The organism is Botryobacter ruber, assembly GCF_003347595.2.
GTDB classification, from domain to species: Bacteria; Bacteroidota; Bacteroidia; order Cytophagales; family Hymenobacteraceae; genus Pontibacter; species Pontibacter ruber_A.
The window spans coordinates 92,589-112,756 of sequence record NZ_QCZK02000031.1; the positions used below are offsets into that span (position 1 = coordinate 92,589).

Annotated in this window: 11 protein-coding genes; 7 read left to right on the forward strand and 4 right to left on the reverse strand. The window is 50.8% G+C overall.

Annotated elements, in window-relative coordinates; genetic code table 11:
- Window positions 1-517: 517 nt before the first annotated feature.
- A complete protein-coding gene (locus tag DCW36_RS09190; RefSeq protein WP_114782243.1) occupies window positions 518-4,840 on the reverse strand; it encodes an InlB B-repeat-containing protein in 4,323 nt (1,440 codons plus the stop codon).
- A 614-nt stretch (window positions 4,841-5,454) separates the two neighbouring features.
- Between DCW36_RS09190 and DCW36_RS09195 the strand changes: the two genes are divergently transcribed.
- Window positions 5,455-6,084 (forward strand): fasciclin domain-containing protein, encoded by a 630-nt coding sequence (locus DCW36_RS09195; protein WP_114782244.1) that lies wholly within the window; start codon window positions 5,455-5,457, stop codon window positions 6,082-6,084.
- A 69-nt stretch (window positions 6,085-6,153) separates the two neighbouring features.
- Window positions 6,154-7,755, forward strand: coding sequence for a glycerol-3-phosphate dehydrogenase/oxidase (locus DCW36_RS09200; protein ID WP_114782245.1), 1,602 nt, complete (start codon window positions 6,154-6,156; stop codon window positions 7,753-7,755).
- 461 nt (window positions 7,756-8,216) lie between these two features.
- On the opposite strand, the gene DCW36_RS09205 is transcribed toward DCW36_RS09200, so the two are convergent.
- Window positions 8,217-9,602, reverse strand: a complete 1,386-nt coding sequence (locus tag DCW36_RS09205) for an undecaprenyl-phosphate glucose phosphotransferase (RefSeq protein WP_114782246.1) — start codon at window positions 9,600-9,602, stop codon at window positions 8,217-8,219.
- A gap of 981 nt (window positions 9,603-10,583) precedes the next feature.
- Between DCW36_RS09205 and DCW36_RS09210 the strand changes: the two genes are divergently transcribed.
- Window positions 10,584-11,399: a polysaccharide lyase gene (locus tag DCW36_RS09210; protein ID WP_164891084.1), complete on the forward strand. Its 816-nt coding sequence runs from the start codon at window positions 10,584-10,586 to the stop codon at window positions 11,397-11,399.
- A 71-nt stretch (window positions 11,400-11,470) separates the two neighbouring features.
- Here the strand turns inward: DCW36_RS09210 and DCW36_RS09215 are convergent, their stop codons facing one another.
- Both DCW36_RS09215 and DCW36_RS09220 read right to left on the reverse strand, forming a co-directional pair.
- Window positions 11,471-12,538 carry a glycosyltransferase family 2 protein gene (locus DCW36_RS09215; protein WP_114782248.1) on the reverse strand — a complete coding sequence of 356 codons (1,068 nt, stop codon included), beginning with the start codon at window positions 12,536-12,538 and terminating at the stop codon, window positions 11,471-11,473.
- A 105-nt stretch (window positions 12,539-12,643) separates the two neighbouring features.
- Window positions 12,644-14,110: a T9SS type A sorting domain-containing protein gene (locus tag DCW36_RS09220; protein WP_125185387.1), complete on the reverse strand. Its 1,467-nt coding sequence runs from the start codon at window positions 14,108-14,110 to the stop codon at window positions 12,644-12,646.
- A gap of 727 nt (window positions 14,111-14,837) precedes the next feature.
- On the opposite strand from DCW36_RS09220, the gene DCW36_RS09225 reads away from it, so the two are divergent.
- From DCW36_RS09225 to DCW36_RS22845, 4 genes are all read left to right on the forward strand, one after another.
- Window positions 14,838-15,692, forward strand: coding sequence for an ABC transporter permease (locus DCW36_RS09225; protein ID WP_164891085.1), 855 nt, complete (start codon window positions 14,838-14,840; stop codon window positions 15,690-15,692).
- A gap of 11 nt (window positions 15,693-15,703) precedes the next feature.
- Window positions 15,704-16,984: an ABC transporter ATP-binding protein gene (locus DCW36_RS09230; protein WP_114782251.1), complete on the forward strand. Its 1,281-nt coding sequence runs from the start codon at window positions 15,704-15,706 to the stop codon at window positions 16,982-16,984.
- Window positions 16,985-17,007: 23 nt separating this feature from the next.
- On the forward strand, window positions 17,008-18,318 hold the full coding sequence (locus DCW36_RS09235) for a glycosyltransferase family 2 protein (RefSeq protein ID WP_114782252.1): 1,311 nt from the start codon (window positions 17,008-17,010) through the stop codon (window positions 18,316-18,318).
- A 217-nt stretch (window positions 18,319-18,535) separates the two neighbouring features.
- On the forward strand, window positions 18,536-20,164 hold the full coding sequence (locus tag DCW36_RS22845; RefSeq protein WP_114782253.1) for a glycosyltransferase: 1,629 nt from the start codon (window positions 18,536-18,538) through the stop codon (window positions 20,162-20,164).
- The last annotated feature ends 4 nt before the right edge of the window (window positions 20,165-20,168 follow it).

Below are 20,168 nucleotides of genomic sequence, written 5' to 3' on the forward strand. Positions count from 1 at the left end.
CAAAAGTAGTTAAAGTAAATCTCATCTCCTTTAGGTACCACAATAATTTTAGTGTGCTGCTGCCACAGCAGGGTGAGTGGCGGGCTTCATTGCCGATGTGCAGGAACTGGTGTGAGCTGTGATTTTTTTATTTATACCAAATCGCATAAAGTACCTTCCATTACATGACCTCCAGTAGTTAGCTTGACTGCAGTTTGGGGTAGGGGCCCTATTTAAAGCCCAACAAGGTCCCCTTCGGGGATGACAAAGAGGGAATTGTTTTGTGGAACTGAGTAAATACTAGCTGGTATTAAATGCCTGGTGGGATGGAGGTGAAGGCGAGAAGGGCGTGAATTTACCTGACAGTGCGTGGTTTTCAGGAGCAGTGGCTGTGGTGGCTGCAGCAGCAGCAGAATTTTTGGCTGGCAAATTAACCTTTTCCGCACCTGCCTTTGTATAATGGGCAAAGGCAGGTGCTTTTTTTCTGAGAGGCTGGTTTTGTGGTGAATTCGCAGCAGCCTGACCAGTCGGACAGCGTTTAATCGGTAACGACAAACTTATGCTCCGGCAGGTATTTGCTTCCGTCCAGGCTGATGAAGTACATGCCGGCCGGCAAATCTTTTGTCTGTATCGAGAAGGAGCCGCTGAATTTATGGGTTTGAATAACCCGTCCGGTGATGTCGGTCACAAAAGCTTCCACAGCTTCTTTCTCGTTTGTTCTGATCGTGATACGCGCGCCTCGCCTCACGATAGTCGGATATATTTCCAGCTTGCCGGTATTCTGAACAACGCCGTCGTTAGTGCCCGTCAGGCTTTGGGTAGCAGCAGCCACCGGTTCGGTGTTCACGTTAAACACATCGGTCAGGCAGTTGTAAGCATCAGACACAGAGTAAACAGTAGAGGCAGACGGGCTAACAGTGATGCTGCGTGTGGTTTCGCCGGTAGACCACCGGTAGGTGCCGACCCAGGAGGCGGTCAGCTGCACCTGGCTGCCGGGAGTTGTGTCGATGGTAGTCGTTTTATTCACATCCTGCATGATGGTGAACTGGTCGAAGATGGTGCCGTCCTTGCGCAGCATCTTGCAGTCTAAGCGGTTGTCTTCCACCTCCAGGTAGAGCATGCCACCATCGTCTACGGCAAAGGGCATGGCCTTGTGCGGAAAACCGGCTTCTACCTCACCCGAATTACCCGAAGAACCTTCCACCACATACACCGTTCCGTGGTTCCGGCTTCCGGAGGCCGTCACGTAGACGCAGGAGTTGGCGCTGCCATTGTATTTCCCGCTGGAGCTGCTTTTGGTGTGGGTGGCCAGGTCGAAAGAAGCTTCGTTGTCGTAATACTGGTCCATCAGGTAAGAGCGCTCGTAGTTGTGGCTGTGGGCAGTAAGCACCAGGTCTACCCCGTACCGCTCCAGGATGCGCACTACTTTCTGGCGTATCTGCACCAGGTCCGCTTCTGTGTCTGAGTTGTGGGTGCCCATGGAGTAGGGCGGGTGGTGCCAGTAGGCGATCACCCATTGTTTCGTATTGGCTGCCAGGTCTTGCTTCAGCCACTGTACCTGCACGCCCGTTGTGTCGTAAAGCAGCGTATTGTCCAGGGCTTCCACACCGTAAGAGTCGAGGCTGATGAAGTGGATGTTGCCCCAGTCGAAGGAGTAGAAGGCTTTGGAACCGGAGGGTACGCCGCCGCACTCGCCTGCCGTGGGCATCGAGAAGCTTTTGTAGTAGCCGCCGGCATTCCGTTCGGTCAGCGCAATATTATGGTAATCATGGTTGCCGGGAGCCGGGAACAGCACATGGTTCTTGAGGAGGTTATTGCCAAAGGGCGTAAAGAACTCCTTCTGGTAGTCGGCATCGGTACCATCGGCATAGGCGTTGTCGCCCAGCAGCAGCATCAGTTCTGCCGGACTACCACCAGTATGTTTCAGGTAAGAGCTCAGGGAGCCGGTGCGGTTGCCGTTGTCGTCTGCTCCGCAATCGCCAAAGGCGGCAATCCTGATTTTCCTGGTGGTGTTGGCGGAAGGAGCGGTGTTGAAGAAGTTGCTCTGGTCGGCCTGCAGTATCTGGGAAGAGCTGCCGAAGCGGTAGTAGTATCTGGTGCCGGGGCTCAAACCGCTAATCCTGACCTCGTGTTCGGTTGTAACCGTAGGGTTGGTGGCGGAAAAGGAGTAGGTGCCGAAGGTGGTGCCGACTTCTATCCTGGAATCGGTGGGTTCGGAGGTTCGCCAGCGCAAGGTCATGGCGGTCTGGTTGCCCATTTGAAGGTAAGGGCCGCGGGTCAGGCGTATCGAGCTGATAGTGAAGGAGACGGTTAGTGGGATGCCGGCTGTACCGCTACCATTGCTTCCGGAGTATGGGGTAGCTTTGAGCGTATAGGTTCCTGGCGCCGGCGGGTTCCAGTTGCCATAGTAGTAGTTGCCGCTGCCATTGTCGCCGTGCAGGGCGTAGGGGGAGGCGTTGTCGGTGTAGGTTTTGCTTTGGGCGCCACTCAGTTCAAAGATCACACTGCCCACCGACGCCGGGGAGGTATTGGCGCGGATGTTTACCTTGGAGGCGGTCAGGCTGATGACAGCCCCGTTTGTGATCGTTTGCATGTCCTGCTCCGTTCCTGAATCCACGAACACAAAACTTGTTACCTGCTGCGCACCTGAAACAGAAACGAAATTAGCTGTAACGGACTTGTTGCTGTTCATCGTGAGGGCCAGCGGATTGCTCGCGCCCGAAGCATCGCCGCTCCAGCCGTCGAAGGAAAAGCCTGTGGCAGGCGTGGCTGTCAGGGTAACGGTGCTGCCGCCGGCGTAGGTGGTCTGGTCCGGGCTTTTCGAAAGGGTGCCGCTGCCGGAAGTGCTTACGGCCAGGCTGTATGCTTCGGCAGGGGGAGGAGTGACATCATCATCTGTCACAAAAGAAAAAGAGACGGTGAGCGGGGTACCCGGCGTGCCGGTTCCGTCGCTGCCGGAGTACGGGGTGGCCCTGAGGGTGTAGGTGCCGGTTGCGGGCGGGTTCCAGTTGCCGTAGTAGTAGTTGCCATCGCCATTATCGCCGTGCAGCGCAAAGGGGGCTGCATTGTCGGTGTGGACCTTGCTTTGGGGACCTTGCAGTTCGAGTTTCGTGCTCCCTATCGAGGATGTGGAAGAGACAGTGCGGATATTGAGTTTGGTAGAAGGCAGCGAAGCCAGGCTGATAACAGCACCGTCGGTGATGGGCCGGATGTCCTGCTCCGAGTCGGAGTCTACGAGTACAAAGCCTGTTAGCTGTTGCTCACCAGAAACAGCAGTAAAGGTGGCTGTAATGGCTTTGTTACCCGTCATGGTCACCGCCAGCGGATTGGTTGTGCCTGTGGCATCGCCGCTCCAGCCGTCGAAGGAAAAGCCTGTGGCTGGCGTGGCCGTCAGGGTAACGGTGCTGCCGCTGGCGTAGGTGGTTTGATCCGGGCTTTTTGTAACAGTACCACCCCCCGTAGTACTCACCGATAGGGTGTATACAGAGGGACTAACAGCGGTAAAAGTAGCTGTGATGGATTTGTTGCTGTTCATGGTCACCGACAGTGGATTAGTAGTGCCGGATGCGTCTCCGCTCCAGCCTGCAAAGGCATAGCCTGATGCTGGCGTAGCTGTTAAGGAGACGGTACTGCCGCTGTCATAGGTCGTTTGGTCGGGGCTTCTGGTAACGGTGCCGCTGCCCGAGGTGCTTAGCGCCAGGCTGTATTGCTCGGCAGGAGGCGGGGCGCTGGCATCTTCTACAACTGTAAAAGTGATGGAGAGGGAGGTGCCGGGGGTGCCGCTTCCGGAGTAGGGAGTGGCTTTGAGGGTATAGGTTCCTGTTTCCGGCGGGTTCCAGTTGCCGTAGTAGAAGTTGCCGTCGCCGTTGTCGCCGTGCAGGGCAAAAGGTGCGGCATTGTCGGTGTAGTTTTTACGCTGGGTGCCGCTCAGTTCAAAGACCATATTGTCTACCGAGGCCTGCGTGGTAGTGGTGCGGATATTGAGTTTAGAAGAAGGCAGCGAGGCCAGGCTGATGACAGCACCGTCGGCAATGGGTTGGATATCCTGCTCCGAATCGGCATCTACGAGTACAAAGCCTGTTACCTTTCGCTCAACAGGAACAAAGCCGGCAGTGATGACCTTGTTGCCGCTCATGGTTACCGTCAGCGGGTTGGCCGTGCCCGAAGCGGCGCCGCTCCAGCCGGTAAAAACAAAGTCAGGATCGGGTCTGGCCGTTAACGTAACGGTACTGCCGCTGGCGTAGGTGGTCTGGCTGGGGCTCCGGGTAACGGTGCCGCTGCCGGAAGTGTTCACCACCAGGCTGTACTGGCCGGTAAGCTCCAGGTCAAACGAAAGGTCAGCATCCTTTCCATCCGCCTGGTGTACTTCCACTGCAATAACGTTGGTGCCGCTCCTGAAAGCCGCAGCTTGCAGGGGGAAACTGATTGTTTCTTCGCTGCTTGATGCGGCTTCTGTTGTATAGGTGATGGTGCCGGAGGGCATATTGTTGCGTAATACCTCCACGCCGTTCACATAGAGCACGATGCCATCGTCTCTTCTAACCCTGGCAGTATAGCCGGCATACATGGTAGCATCCGGGATGCTAAAACTTTTCCGGAAGTAGGTGGTAATGTATTTCTTGTTGAAGTTAGGCCCATAATCTATGGTGGTGGAGAGCCCGCTGTCGCCGTAGCCAAAAGCCCCGTTGCCGCTTTCCCAGCTACCGTCGCTAAAAGAGGCGGAACGCCAGGCGGTGCCCTGGTTGCTTCCGTCGTCCAGGTATTTCCAGGAAGAGCCGAAAGGTACCATACTGGTTTGGGCAGCTGATTTAAGGGAAAGGAGTGCCACGAAAGAACAAAGAAGTAGGGATAGTCTTAACATCGTCAATCAGATTAATTATGGTTAGGTGCAGTTGCGGCAGGGAACATCAGGCTGTGCAAAAGCCACAGCAGAATGCAAAAGCCCCGGATGGATAAGTAGTAATTCTGCATAAAACCTAAACAGGCACTGGAAATGTAAACTTATGGTAAAGTTAATATTACGGTAATGTTGTGATAATGACGGGCTTAAACAGGATTATAGGAGGGGATTTTGGTGAATGAAAGTTATATATAGGTTAAGGTAAATATTTTTATAGTAAGTGTTGAAACACCGACCAGGTATGGACAGTGGCTGTGGCGTACGCTGAAGCATCAGAACCGGCATTGTTTTCTTCCTGGCTTTTAAGAGATTGCTTTCCGGTAAATACATTTTTTAAGCAAATTTTTTCTTCTTTTAGTTGTATGTCGTAGAACTAAGAGTATGTTTAAATTTCGTTTTAGCAAGCGAAAATTGTTCGGGAAGGGTTCTGACGAAATGTTTTTTGAGCAGCATAGCAGCGCTATGGTGCGAGAAAAATATGAAGTCAGGTTCCTTTCCGGGCAATTTGTAGCGCAAAGGACGGAATTTAAACATGCTCTAAAGCAGTAACTAAAAACAAGAAAGACAAAACGACTATGAAAAGAGAAATGCTATGCCCCCTGGTGCTGTTTATGTTTTCGGTGTTATTGCCTGGCTGCTCCAGTACCGATACCACCACCGATGTGGAGGTTTTAGACAAAAGTGTGGCTGAACAGGCTTATGAAAACGCACCGGATGTACCGCTTGGAGATACCACGGATGAAGAACAGGTCAGAGGCAATGTTTCTGTCGACAACCAGGTGGGGCGTGATATGAGCATCGTAGCGATTGTGCAGCAGAACCCTGACCTGTCTACGTTGCTGGAATTGGTAAAGGCGGCAGGTATGGTAAATGTGTTGCAAAGCCCGGCTTCCTACACCTTTTTTGCGCCCAACAACAAAGCGTTCGAGGCGCTTCCGGCGGGTACTGTTGAAAACCTGAAAAGGGCTGACAACCAAACGGAGCTGAAACGGCTGCTGCAGGCGCATGTGCTCAATAACAAACTAACCACCGCCGATATGCAGGCCAGCATGACCGAGAAAACGGCGCAGGGCGATGATGTGATTATCAAGCGCAACGGGCAGGTGGTACTGGTGGGTGGAGCCACGGTGCTACGATCTGACTTGGATGCCTCTAATGGCGTAGTGCATATTATTGATAAGGTGCTGGTGCCGCCACAGGAATAAACAGCCTGTTACTCCTGCCGGTTCGGTATTAGCAGGAGCAGGAGACAACCAGCCACCACAGCATTGGTTATGGACGCAGGACAGGCAGCAACCGGCAGGCTCCCGTTTGATCGGGCACAATTTATCGGCAGGATAGAATCCGGGCCCTTGGTTTGGGATGTGCTGGTGATTGGCGGAGGGGCTACCGGCCTGGGAGTGGCCCTGGATGCAGCTGCAAGAGGCTTTACAACCCTGCTGCTGGAGCAGTCGGACTTTGCGAAGGGTACTTCAAGCCGGAGCACCAAACTGGTGCACGGGGGCGTGCGGTACCTGGCGCAGGGCAATATCCGGCTGGTGTTCGAGGCCCTGCAGGAGAGGGGACTGCTGCTGCAAAATGCGCCGCACCTGGTAAAGGAGCAGCCTTTTATCATTCCCTGTTACAGCTGGTGGCGCAAGCTTTTTTATGGCGCCGGCTTAACAATTTACGACTGGATGGCCGGCCGCTTCCGGTTCCGGAAAACCTCGTTCCTTTCCCGGGAAAAAGTATTTGCACTGCTGCCAACCATCGAAAAGAGCGGGCTGAAAGGCGGCATCAGGTACTACGACGGTAAGTTCGATGATGCCCGTTTAGCTATAAACCTGGCGCAGACCTGTGCCGGGCAGGGCGGCGTGCTGCTGAATTATGTACAGGTGACAAGTTTGCTGAAAGATGACCGCGGGCGCATTACAGGCGTACAGGCGCAGGACCTGGAAAGCGGACGGGAGTACCGGTTACAGGCCAGGGTGGTCATAAATGCCACTGGTGTGTTTGTAGATACCGTGCTGCACATGGACAAGCCGGCTGGTGAGCCGCTGGTGCGGCCGAGCCAGGGGGTGCATGTGGTTGTAGACAGCAGCTTCCTGCCAGGCGAAACAGCCCTGATGATACCTGAAACACCGGATGGGCGTGTGCTGTTTGCCATTCCGTGGTACCGGCATGTGCTGGTTGGCACCACAGACACGCCGCTTCACAGTAGCAGCCTGGAACCAGATGCCCTTTCAGATGAAATAACTTTTATACTGCAGACGGCGGGGCGGTACCTGAGCCGCAAGCCTACCCGCCAGGATGTGCGGAGTGTTTTTGCCGGATTGCGCCCGTTGGCGGCGCCTGCCGGCACCCCGGAAAGCACCAAAGAAATTTCCCGCAGCCATAAGTTAATTGTAGCCCCCTCCGGGCTTATCACGATAACTGGCGGCAAATGGACGACCTACCGCAAAATGGCAGCAGACACAGTAGATGCAGCGATTAAAGCAGCGGGTTTACCAGCAGTACCCTGCCCGACGGCAGCCATCAAAATACACGGTTACCAGGCCGCAACTCACACCGCCGGCCACCTGGCCGTTTACGGGAGCGATGCGGCAGCAATAGAGGCTTTGGTGGCTGGCAGAGCAGAACTTGGCAGCAGGTTGCACGAAGATTTCCCCTACAGGCAGGCAGAGGTGGTGTGGGCCGTGCGGCACGAAATGGCCAGAACCGTGGAAGATGTACTGGCCAGAAGGTTGCGGGTGCTGTTCCTGGATGCCAGGGCCGCGATCCGGATGGCGCCGAAGGTTGCTGCTATTCTGGCGCAGGAACTCGGCCAGGATGAGCGCTGGGTGCAGCAACAGATCAGCAGTTTCACCCGGCTGGCTGGCCGCTATCTGCCGGCTTAGGCAGCTTTTTAGCCTCTAAACTGCTGCCATTTACTTTGCAGCTCCTGCCACCATTCCCGCTGCTGTACAAAATATCACGGAGAACTAACCGGAAGATGAGGTTTTATAAAAAGACTGGCGTGGTTGTGTAAGCAGTCAGGCGGACTGGTTTTATCCTGTTCCACTCCGGTTCGGGAGCGGAACAGGACCAGGTACTCTTTCATAGTTTTACGGGTAGAAAAGGCGCGCATCGCAGCTGCAACAGGAACAGGTGCGGCTGCTTTGTACTGTATAGATGCAGCAGCACCAGGAAGGGTTGCATGCTCCCTGAAATTTTTTTTCAGCCCGGACTGGAATAAAAGTAGTTGCGGCAGCTAAAACAGGAGAAAGCCGGCTTCCATAGGGTTGGAAACCGGCTTTCTCCTGCCTGATGAGTTTTAAACCGCTTGTATTGTCCGTGTCCTGAGCCTGGTGGTACAGGTTTAGAAAGCGTTGTTGTGTACCTTCTTCCCAAAAACAGTCAGGTAAATAATTTTAATATCGAGGAGCAAAGACCAGTTTTCCACATACCACAGGTCGTGCACGGTACGTTGGTTGCGTTGTTCTTTTGTGTCGGTTGGTCCGCGCCAGCCGTTTACCTGTGCCCAGCCTGTAATGCCTGGTTTAAAGTAGTGCCTGATCATGTACTTGTCTTCACTTTCCTGGAACTGCTGGTTCAGGAAGCTTCTGTGCGGTCGGGGGCCCACCACGCTCATGTCGCCCAGGAGCACGTTTATGAACTGCGGCAACTCGTCGATGCTGTATTTCCTGATAAACTTGCCTGTTCCCGTAATGCGGGCATCGTCTTTCTGGGTAGACAAGGTGCCGCCGGTGGCAGCGTCGTTTTGCCGCATGCTTCTGAACTTATACACCTTAAAGGGCTTGCCGCCTTTCCCGATCCGGGTAGGGCAGTAAAACGCAGGGCCCGGGGATTCGAGCTTGATCAGGATGGCCAGCACCAGGAACACAGGTGCCAACATGGTGAGTGCAGCCAGGGCAAATACTTTATCGAAGGCGTTTTTGAGGTAGAAAGAGAATTTCTCGTCGAGCGGTAAGTGCCTTACATCTACCGCATCCAGCTGCCCAACCCGCACCGGCTTGTAATGTTTGCCCAGTAAGCCCTGGTAGTCCGGAATGTATTTCACCCGGATGCCATGGTAATCAGCGGCTTCTATAATGTTGCGGACTTTTTTAGAGGTTTTAACCGGTAAAGCAATTACAATCTCGTCTACGGGGTTATCTTTCAGGAACTGGCGCATGCTGTCCAGGTTGCCCACCACCCTTTCCTGCTCTACCAGGCACTGTTCATTCTTTTTACAGTTAATAAATCCCTTGATCCTGTAGCCAGCGGCCGGGTTTGAGTAAAACTCTTTCTCCACATATCTTGCCGGATTGCCTACGCCCGCTACAAGGGCATACTTTGTTTCGTTGGGTATATTTTTTACCTGGTTTACAGCTTTTAATATTAAATAATTTACTGAAACGCCCAATATCGGAAAACCAACCACAAAGGCTGCCATCACTTCTCTGTCAGGCACCGGAAAGGAAAACAATATATAGGAAAGGAACACCAGCCCCAGCAAAATGAAATAGGCTTTGATGTAGCTCGAAATACGCGCACTGAACCTGTTGTAAAAGTTAGAGAAGTACAGGTTTCTCCAGTATCCGATCACGAACCAGAGCAAGAGGAAGCCTGCAAAAATACTCCACTCCAGCTCAGGGTTTTTGCTGTCGTTAAAAAAGTGAAGCGAAACTAAAAACGTCAGGAGGAGGGTAAGCATATCTCCTCCCAGATAGAAGGATGGGTGTATTTGTCTTGAGGTATTCATAAGTTTTACTTTTAATAGGTTGTTCTCAGGTTCAACAGCAGGCTTAAAGAGGTTACCTTCCAATGCACCTTACTGACTGTATTGTTTACTGACGAAGCTAGCCTGCCCGGTTACAGGTTAAACAACAGCAGTGCACTTGCCATTGCTTGCCCTGCTAGTTTACAGGCCGAGGGAGAGAATGCTCTACTTTTCTTTTTTAGCAGGAGCCGGTTTCAGCAACTCCTGGTGAGAGTGGTGGTGGTTGCGTTGCTTTGGCGTAGCACAAGGGCTTTTATGATGCTGTTCAAACGGAAGACTGAACCAGGTGCGTCTGATCGTGAGCCATCGCGCATTGCCTTAGGTTGCATACTGATTTGTTATGTAAAAACAAGGGTGTTGCAGCTGCCAGGACAGTTGTCCGGGGTGTAGTGGCTTTGTAATTGTTTGTCATAGCTTTGAGTGTTTAGAGTGACCTTTTTCAAAAAGTTGGGCTGCCAGATGTTGCTTTTGCTTTATTTTTATATTAACAAATTGTTTTTAATATTTTTGTTATAAAAAATATACTTAAATCAAGGGGTACGGTTGTGGTGTTGTGGTTTATTTTGGTTAAAGGCTGTTTTTGGTGGGTGAATGGTTAATTTACATATACTAATATTGTTTTTCACCGAGTAAAGTTTTTGCCTGTTGCTCGCCTGCCTGTTCCTGGCCGGGTTGTTATGAAGGCTGCAGGGTTGGCGCTCTTCAAATAAACAGTCGTAAGTCGCTCTTTTTTGATTTGTTTTACAACTTGTTCATACCTGCCCGGGCCTTCCTCCTCCGCTTTCCGGGCACCTCAGCAGCAGCTAAACCCTGGTGCACGTTTTAAGGGCGCCGGTAGCAAAAACCAGTCTTTCCTTACTACGTAAGAAGTAGGAGTAATTACAGCTTTTTTTAAAATATAAACAGATTATTCTAATGGTTGCTCCCTCACGTTTCCTGCCAGTCTTTGTCCTGGTTTGTCTGATGACTTTTTCTTATAAACAATATGAGCAGGCTGCACCACCCGGGTCTGTTGCCCCGGGTGCTTCTGATAAGCTTTTGTTCGAGGAAACCTTTGAAGGGGCCAACCCTTTTTCTACGGCGCACAACCTGGAAACAGGCGACTGGCAATACGCCCTGCAATATGTAAACAGCCCTGTGTACAGGGGGCGAAAAGCCGTCCGCTTCGAGATCAGGGAAGATCAGCCGCTGGTTAAAAATGGTAAAAGGTCGGAAGTAACCATTGTAGATGCTGTTCCGGACAAAAACAGGTGGTACTCCTTTGCTGTTTACTTTCCTTCAGATGGCTTTGCCACCGATTCTGAACAGGAAATCATCAGCCAGTGGCGACAACGGCCCGATTACCATCTGGGAGAAGATGGCGGGAGTCCTGCTACCGCTTTGCGCGTGAAAAGAGACAAGTTTATTTTAGATGTTGGCTACAATGCAAAGCAGGTGTCGGATGGTGTAGCGCCGGGAGGCCGGAAGAAGATTGAACTGGGAGCTGTAACCAAGAATACCTGGCATGAGTTTGTGTTTCATTTTGTGCATTCCTATGGCGAGGATGGCCTGGTAGAAGTGTGGCACAATGGCGAGAAGATACTTACCCATAAAGGGGGCAACATGTACAATAATGTAATGTTGCCAAAATGGAAGATCGGGCTGTATAAGGCTTCCTTTAAGCATGGCACCTCCGAGGTAAGTAAACGAATAGCCTACTTTGACGACATCAGGGTGGGCAGTGAAAAAGCTGCTTTCGCTGACATGACATCGGGTGCCCAGACAGCCCGTAAAGAGTAAGCCGGTTGCCGGCTTACGGAAAATAGTAGGGGCTGCCGTTATTACAGGCAAAGCCATAAGTTGAACAGGCGCTAAAACTGTCCGTCCTGCCGGGCTGAATTTATCAGTAGTTCTTTGCAAACATGTAAAACGGAGGCTGCCCGGGCCTGCCATCGCTGCTTCATTTTGCTCATGTTTGGAACCGTGTACAGCGGCGTTGTCATGCTGACCCAGCTGTTCAGCAGTTTTGTAAGGCTATAGATATATTTTGCTCTTTTAAGCAGAACAATGCCGGGGTAAGGGAGCCTGTTTAAGATAAAGAGATATCTCCACCTCTTTTTAGATAACATAGTAAATTCTGTCCGTTTTTCTATCAGGATGCTCCTGCTTTTATGAAACCCAAGTGCATATCTGATGCCTGCCCTGATGGCTTTGTCAGCAAGCAGTTCGTTCCTGTAGAAATCCCCTTCCTCATATAAATCAAACCAGGACTCCCGGCAGCTATCGGCCTGGCAATAGCGAAGATTTATGCCGCTGAACCTTTTGTTGTAGGTAACCAGAAGTTTTGGCGTAAAGGCCATCGCATACTTAAGGGCAACCCTGGCACAGAAGTAACTGTCTTCGCCGCTCACCATACCTGCCGGAAATCCGCCTGTTGCATCAAAAACGGCTTTCCGCACAACAGTGGCCGAGAGTCTTGAGATTCCGTGTTTAAATTCTGTTTCGAAGTAGTTCTGCACAAATCCTTCCGGCAAATGCCTGCACTTGTCGTAAACCTTGTTTTGCTCTAATACCGTGTATGAAGAAGAATACAGGCCACAGGCAGGATATCGCTCAATCAGGTGCTTCATTTCTTCGAGAAAAGAAGGTTCCCAGGTATCGTCAGCATCCAGGAAGGCTATGAAAGCAGATTGCGCATGGCCCACGCCATAGTTCCGTGCTGCGGATACGCCCCCGTTTGCGATCGAAAAAATTTTAATGCGGGTGTCGTAAAAAGTCTCCGCTATAGCCAGGCTCCTGTCTGTAGAGCCGTCATTTACAATAATTACTTCATAGTCCTGAAAGCTTTGGTTGAACACAGACAGGAGGGTATCGGCTATATGTGTCTCTTTGTTATAAAGAGGTATCACGATACTGAAAAAAGGCGTTACATCATCCATAAAAAATATACTAAGGGTGAAGATGACTTAAGTGTAGCAACAGGCTATGCTGCCTGCATATTTATTCCAGCTGACGTCTGGAAGTGGAGTATACCGCATGCAGCACTAATTCTGGATAACCAGCTTCAGGGTCTTGGTCCTGTTTTCTGTCTGTAACCTGACGAAATACAGGCCTCCCTTGAGATATGTATTCAGTTTAGTTGAATAAACTTCACCAGCCTCTGCTATACCCTGCTCCAGGCTGGAAACAAATATGCCTTTACTATCATACAAGTCCAGAGTATAATCTCCACTCTCCTGAACAGCGAAGGTAATAGTGGTTTGAGTTTGGAGAGGGTTTGGGTAGGCGAGCAGTTCTCCCTCTTCACTTTCAGAATAAACTGTTACGCCTTCCACATCTGTTGCCAGTACGCCAACTGCTTCCCAGGTATTTCCCTGCGCTATAGGGTTCATGTTTGTAGCCAGAATCACTACATCGGTACTGAAGTTGTCTTTGCTGCTGGTGGCATAGTTATGAAACCCATTGATAAGTGTGAATGGAGGACTGAAAGCAATTTTAGACAAAGCAGATTCCCTATATACTAACCTTCCGCCTCTTTCGGCTGACGTGTATACTACTTTCATCTTTCCAAAAGTTTCGTTCAGGAGCACAATCGGTCTGGTCCCTTCTGTGCTTGTAATTCTGTAGAGGTCGTCCCAGGTACCTTGCGGACGGCGCACCAGCAGGGCCAGTTTGGGATATCCGGGTTCGTCGTAACTGGTTTTAACAGCACAGTATAAGGTTCCGTCGCTGGCTACGGCCATGTTCAGGTGGTCGTCGGCCATGCCTTTGCCAACATCCAGAGCCGACTGCGAGGCCGGCACCTCATCTGCTGACCAGGCCGTGGGGGCTGCTCCGTTTGCGTGAGTTTTAAAACCGAAACGCTTGGTATTCTGGTTAGACCAAAGCACGCCAATTTTATCGGGCATGGCAATAATGCCACTGATGTCATCGTCTGTTATTCCGGTGGCTATGGTTATCGGGGCGCTCCAGGTTTTATAAGGCGGATCGCTCCACTGTACATACACATCGTGTTTACCATCGTGGGCTATCCACATCCTGCCGGTACCGTCGATATCCATGGTGGCTGTTTCAACGCCTTCCTGCAGGGGCAGGTCTATCTTTTCAGGTCTGCGCGACCAGAGCTTGTAAGTTTGTAAACCCGGAACATACTCCAGCGATAACAAGTAAGAGTCAGCAGAGGAGCCCCTGAAGAGCAGGATGTGTACCACATTGTCTACCACCTTGCAGTCGGCCCGGGGGGAGGTGCTGGATGCTATGGTGAGTACCTTGGTCCAGGAGGTGCCATCAAGCCGCCAGACATGGGTGCCCGCCTCGTTTGCTAATACTGCCCAATGCTTTCCGTCATAAGACCATACCTTAGATTGTGGTTTATCGGCGGTATTGATTGCGATGGACAAGGACGCCAGGTTTTTTATAGCATAAAAGCCTTTTACTGCTTGTTGAGCAGCAAGATTGAAAGATGCCAGCGTTGCATAAACACACAAAAACAGCGTTGTAAATCTTTTCATAGCAATCGGCCAGTTATACCATATTCTGCTCCTGTGCACGTTTACACAGTAGTCTGCGAAAGATGCAGGATAATTCCAAGGTTACAATAGCGGAGTATTGAGTATTATTATATCGGTTTTACAATAAAAAGTTACACTATTTTGACATTAAAAATCCATTAGAATTCTTTTAGCTGAACTGAAGTGATATTTTTTGCCTGAAAGCAAAAAGAAGCCTGGTTTTTTCCTTCCACCTGGCTTGTTTCTGCAACAGCATAATGCTGGGGGGCTGCCTCACGTGCAGGAGGAGACCGGTGTTGTCCGAAGTATATGTTTCGTTAACTGCAGCCACTGTCACCACAGCTTTAGCAGCTGATGTAAGGCTGTGGTGGCAGCGGCAGTCAGATAAAAACAGGCGTTCATCCGGGCAAAAGAAAGAAAGTTGCCAATACAGTAGAAATTATCTGTAAACCAGGTGGTTATATGTGGTGTGGGAAGTGCTGCCTCCGCTGCGGTGCTTAAAACCTGCTGCAGGAACCGGTCAGGGAAAAGACCTTTCCGGAAGCAGCACACGGGCTTTTGCCTCTGGTTGTGGTTTACGGTTAATAGCCTGGGCATGTCGTATTCGTTTATCAGGTGTTACAAATAGATGTGTTTTAATGCATTATTTCGCTATATTTTTTAATTTAACCCACAACTTTATTTTGTTTTTTATGTAAAAGTTTGTATTCCTGTTAATGTTCGGATCATGGTATCATCAAATGGTAAGTGGGACTGGGAGATAAGCAATAAGACCAGTTTTTGGAGTCATGGGGTAAAGGAGCTTTGGTTATACCGCCATTTGCTGCAGGGGATGGTGCGTCGTCATTTTTTGCTGTACTACCACCAGACGGTACTGGGGCCTTTGTGGGTGCTGCTGCAGCCAATATTAACGCTGGTTACTTATATGGTTGTGTTTAACAAGCTCGTGGGGATTTCGACAGGGGGGCTGCCGCCGGTCGTGTTCTACGCCTCCGGCATTATTCTCTGGAACTTTTTCAGCGACAGCTTTACCGGAACTTCCAGTACCTTCCGCGAAAATGCCGAAGTGTTTGCCAAAGTCTATTTTCCGCGTATCATTATGCCCGTGTCGGTGCTCAGCACGCATTTTCTGCGTTTCCTGATCCAGCTGGTCATGTTTCTGCTGGTTATTGTTTATTACAGTGTGTTCCAGGGTTTAACGTTGCCTTTTGGTGTGTGGATGCTGGCTTTCCCTTTTGCCATCCTGTTTATCGGGGCAATGGGCTTGGGGCTGGGCTTGCTGTTTTCCGTGGTAACTGCCAAGTACCGCGACATGACGAACCTGGTTGCCCTGGGCATTCGGCTGCTTCTGTTCGTAACACCGGTTATATATCCGCTGGTGGCCATTCCGGAGAAAACCCGCTGGATTGTGCAGTTAAACCCGCTTACGCCTTTGTTTGAATTGTTCCGTTTGTCTTTACTAGGAGAAGGCTCGCTTACACCCTTTCAGTTACTCTATAGTGTATTGTTTACCGTGTTGGTGTTGGTGGGGGCTGTGTTGTTTTTCAACAAGCAGGGAGACAAGCTGATAGATGTAATATAAAAAGTAAAGTTATGCCGGACGTAGTAATCGAAGTAGAAAACCTGTTTAAGATGTACCGCCTGGGCACCATCAGTACCGGCTCCTTTCGCCGTGACTTACAGCGCTGGTGGACCACCTACGTCTTAAAAAAGCAAGACCCGTACTTTCAGCTTGACGGAGAATTTAACCCGGCAGCCCAGCATCAGTCCATACTGGCACTACAGGACATTAATTTCCAGGTAAGGCATGGCGATGTAATGGGTATTATTGGCAGCAACGGGTCTGGCAAATCCACCTTGCTCAAAATTATTTCACGCATCGTTCGGCCTACCAGCGGCACCGTGAAGGGCAGGGGGAAGATCAGCAGTCTGCTGGAGGTGGGCACCGGCTTTCATAAAGAGCTTACGGGGCGGGAGAACATCTACATCAGCGGGTACATCCTGGGCATGAGCAAAGACGAAATAAGGAAGAAGTTTGATGAAATTGTGGCTTTTTCCAACGTCGAAAAGTTTATTGACACCCCGGTAAAACGGTATTCGTCGGGTATGTACGTGCGCCTGGCCTTTGCCGTGGCTGCCCACCTGGAGCCGGACATCCTGATTGTGGATGAAGTGCTGGCCGTGGGCGATGCTGATTTTCAGAAGAAGTGCCTTGGGAAAATGCGGGAAGTTTCGCAGCACAGCGGCAGGACGATCCTGTTTGTAAGCCACAGCATGCAGGCCGTTAAAACGCTCTGCGATAAGGCGCTGTGGCTGAACCAGGGTAAATTAAAAGCCATCGGAGACGTAAACAGTGTCGTGAATAAATACCTGGCTACTACCCAGCAGGCTAAACTGAAGCAGCACTGGCATACACCGGCAGAGGCCCCCGGCAATGAGTGGGTGCGTATGAAAGCCGTAGAGCTGGTACCGCACCAGGAGGTTTTTGAGGAATACCTCGATATCAGGACCCCGCTCACAGTTAAATTTCAGTTCTGGAACATGCAGGACGATGTGTTGCTGAGTGTGGGGCTGCATCTGTTTACATCGAACGGAGAGTGTATTTTTAATGTCCCCTCCCCGCCGGCGCATTGCGATAAAGGTATTGTGGAGGGCGAATGCATGATACCCGGCAATTTCCTGAACGATGGCTCCTACTATATTTCCATGGTGATTGTACGGGATACCTCTGTGGAACTATTCAATTTTAACGAGTGCCTCTCGTTCGAACTCGAAGATTACCGGGAGAATCTGCAATGGTACGGAAAATGGTGGGGCGCTGTACGGCCAAAACTACCTTTCCGGCTTAAACAGGCCGAACTGATACTTCAATAACCACATGCCAGGCTACTACCCTTATGATGATGCACCCGCCTTACCAGATTATGCATGTGCACCTGCATGAGCAGCAGGCACAGCCCCCGCTTGATGTTGCCTGTCAGGGAAACTACCTGGTATTCTGGTGGGAAGACGTTGCGTTAGGGCATCTGTTTATCAGTCCCGGGGAAAAAACAACTGAAGCTGCTTATTATAAGAAGCTGGTGGCAGCCATTGGGCCTGCTGTTCAGTTTTATGCAGAAAGCCGGCATGCTGCAGCGCCGGATTGGGAGTTGTGGCTGCTGATGGGGGAGTTTGAAATGTGGACCAGCTGGATGAAAACCATTTTCTCTGCCTGTGCTTCAGAAGCCCTGCCGGCGAAGGTGCCTGTTTCTGTGCTGATCTGTACACGGAACAGAACGGCAGCTTTAGAACGCTGCCTCGCCTCGTTGCAGCGTATGGTTTGCCAGCCCGAAGAAGTTATTATTATTGACAATGCCCCTGCCGATAACAGGACCGAACAACTGGTAAAAAGCCTGCCGGGAATTAAATACCTGAAAGAACCTCTGCCTGGACTTTCTTATGCGCGAAATACAGGCGTGCGTGCCGCAGCCTTTCCGGTTGTGGCCTTTACGGATGATGATGTACTGGTGCATCCGGCCTGGGTATATTGGGTCTGGCAGACCTTTCAGCAGAAAAACGTAGCAGCCATGACCGGTTTGGTAATAACCTCAGAACTGGAAACGGAGGCGCAGCAGATTTTTGAAAAACGCTGGGGGTTTAACCGTGGTTATATAGACAGGCTGTATGACAGTGACTTTCTAAGGGAAAACCTGCGTGGTGGCGCTCCTGTGTGGAATATAGGCGCGGGTGCAAACATGGCTTTCCGGAAGGCTATTTTTGAAATAGCTGGTTATTTTGACGAAAGGCTGGGCGCCGGGGCATCGGGTTGCAGCGAAGACTCCGAGATGTGGTACAGGATATTAGTAGCGGGCAAGGCCATTGTTTATAACCCGAGAGCGATCGCGTACCATGCCCACCGCAAAAGCATGACCGCTTTACATAAACAACTCTTTAGCTACATGAAAGGCCATGTTGCAGCGGCGCTCATGCAGCAGGCGTATCATGCTGAAGCGGGCTATCGCCGGCACATTTTCTGGAGGCAGCCCAAAAATTATGTACGGTTAATCTTAAAGGGTTTTCCTTTCTACCGGTCTGAGCACAGCACACTGTGGTCTGAAATAAGCGGGATGGTTGCAGGGGTGCTGTTTTATCTTAAAAACAGGGACAAAAAGGACGCACAACTGATAAGCCCGGAACAGGTAAAGGCGGAGCTGCTGGTACAGCCTTAAAATGTTCTGTTTGGCAGTCGTTGCACCGGGTTACTACGGGAGCAGAGGCTGTGGTGGCAGGTGCAGTAAACAAAATTGTGCGCAGTGGCTGTGGTGGCAGGTGCTGTATAATTAAGGAGGGCTTGCAGGCGTGCTGAAGCAGTGCGTGCCGGGCCCTGGAAGTTCCTGAAAAGGCGGTACATAAATCATTCAGGTCTGGCAGTTAAACAATAAGGCAATGGAAAAGCAGGATTCAAAGCGTATGCCCCTGGTTTCTGTCATTATTACCTGCTATAACCAGGCTCTCTTTTTGCAGGAGGCGGTGGCAAGCGTGTGGCAGCAGGAATATCCCGCTGTCGAGGTTGTGGTAGTGGACGATGGCTCGGTTGATGCGACCGGAGAGGTGGCAGCCCAATGCGGAGGTATCAACTATCTGCACCAGTACAACCAGGGCTTATCTGCCGCCCGCAATACAGGTATCCGGAACAGCCGTGGCGAACTGCTGATGTTTCTCGATGCCGATGACTGGTTGTTGCCTGGCGCCATCAGCACCAACGTGCGGTACATGCAGCAACACCCGCAGCTTGCTTTTGTATCAGGTGGTCACGATAAAGTGTTTGAGGATGTTAACCTCGTAAAGCCGGATATTACCAGCGTAACTGACGATCATTACAGGCGCCTGCTGCAGGGCAATTACATTGGCATGCATGCTACAGTAATGTACCGCAGGTGGGTGTTTGATGAATTCCAGTATGACACCAGCCTGAACTGCTGCGAAGATTATGACCTGTACCTGAAAATTGCCCGCAAATACCCGGTGCTGCACCACACCGAAAGACTTGCTGCATACCGGCTTCATACGGCAAACATGTCTGCCAATGTGCCTAAAATGCTGACGGCGGTACTCCTGGTGTTAGACCGGCAGCAGCGTTTTCTGAATTCGGCAGCCGATAAAAATTCCTGGCTGAAAGGAAAGAAGGTCTGGAAGAATTATTATACAAAGGAACTCTATACCAGGCTTAAACAGAAGAAAACTGCTGCCACAAAAAAAGAGCTGCATACTTTTTTGAAATACAGACCCACTTTCATTTTAAAATATTTATTAACCACGATGGCTGCCGTAATTAAAACAATTGTGAAAAAACATGCACCTGCTTTTAGCTTAAGGTGGCTGCACCAGATGGGCCTGTACAAATCAGGCATTCCTGGGGTTGGCTGCGTTGCGCCCGGCGACTTTAACCGGGTAACGCCCTTCAGTAAAGAATTTGGCTACAACAGGGGAGGCCCGGTAGACAGGTATTACATCGAAAAATTTCTGGATAACGAGGCCGCCAGTATCAGGGGCAGAGCCCTGGAAATAGGCGACAACGAATATACCATGCGGTTCGGGGGCAGTGCCATCACCCGGAGCGATATTCTGCATATAAATGATCGTAACCCCAATGCTACCATTATCGGGGATATAAGCGATGCCCCCCATATTCCGGATAATACCTTCGACTGCATTGTGCTTACCCAGACACTGCACCTGATCTACGATTTTAAAGGAGCACTAAGTACCTGTCACCGTATCTTAAAACCCGGCGGTACTTTGTTGCTGACCGTTCCCGGTATAACGCCTATAGATCACGGCGAGTGGAAGGAAACCTGGTACTGGTCTTTTACTGATAAAGTAATGCGGAGGCTTATGGCAGAAACTTTTCCTGGCGGGGCAGCGGAGGTAAATGCCTACGGGAATGTGTATGTGGCTACGGCTTTCCTGTATGGCATGGGGCTGCCGGAAGTGCCACGGCAAAAGCTCGACCACCACGATCCGCATTACCAGGTTATCGTTTCCGTAAAAGCGCAAAAGGCAGCAGTCCGTTAAAGCC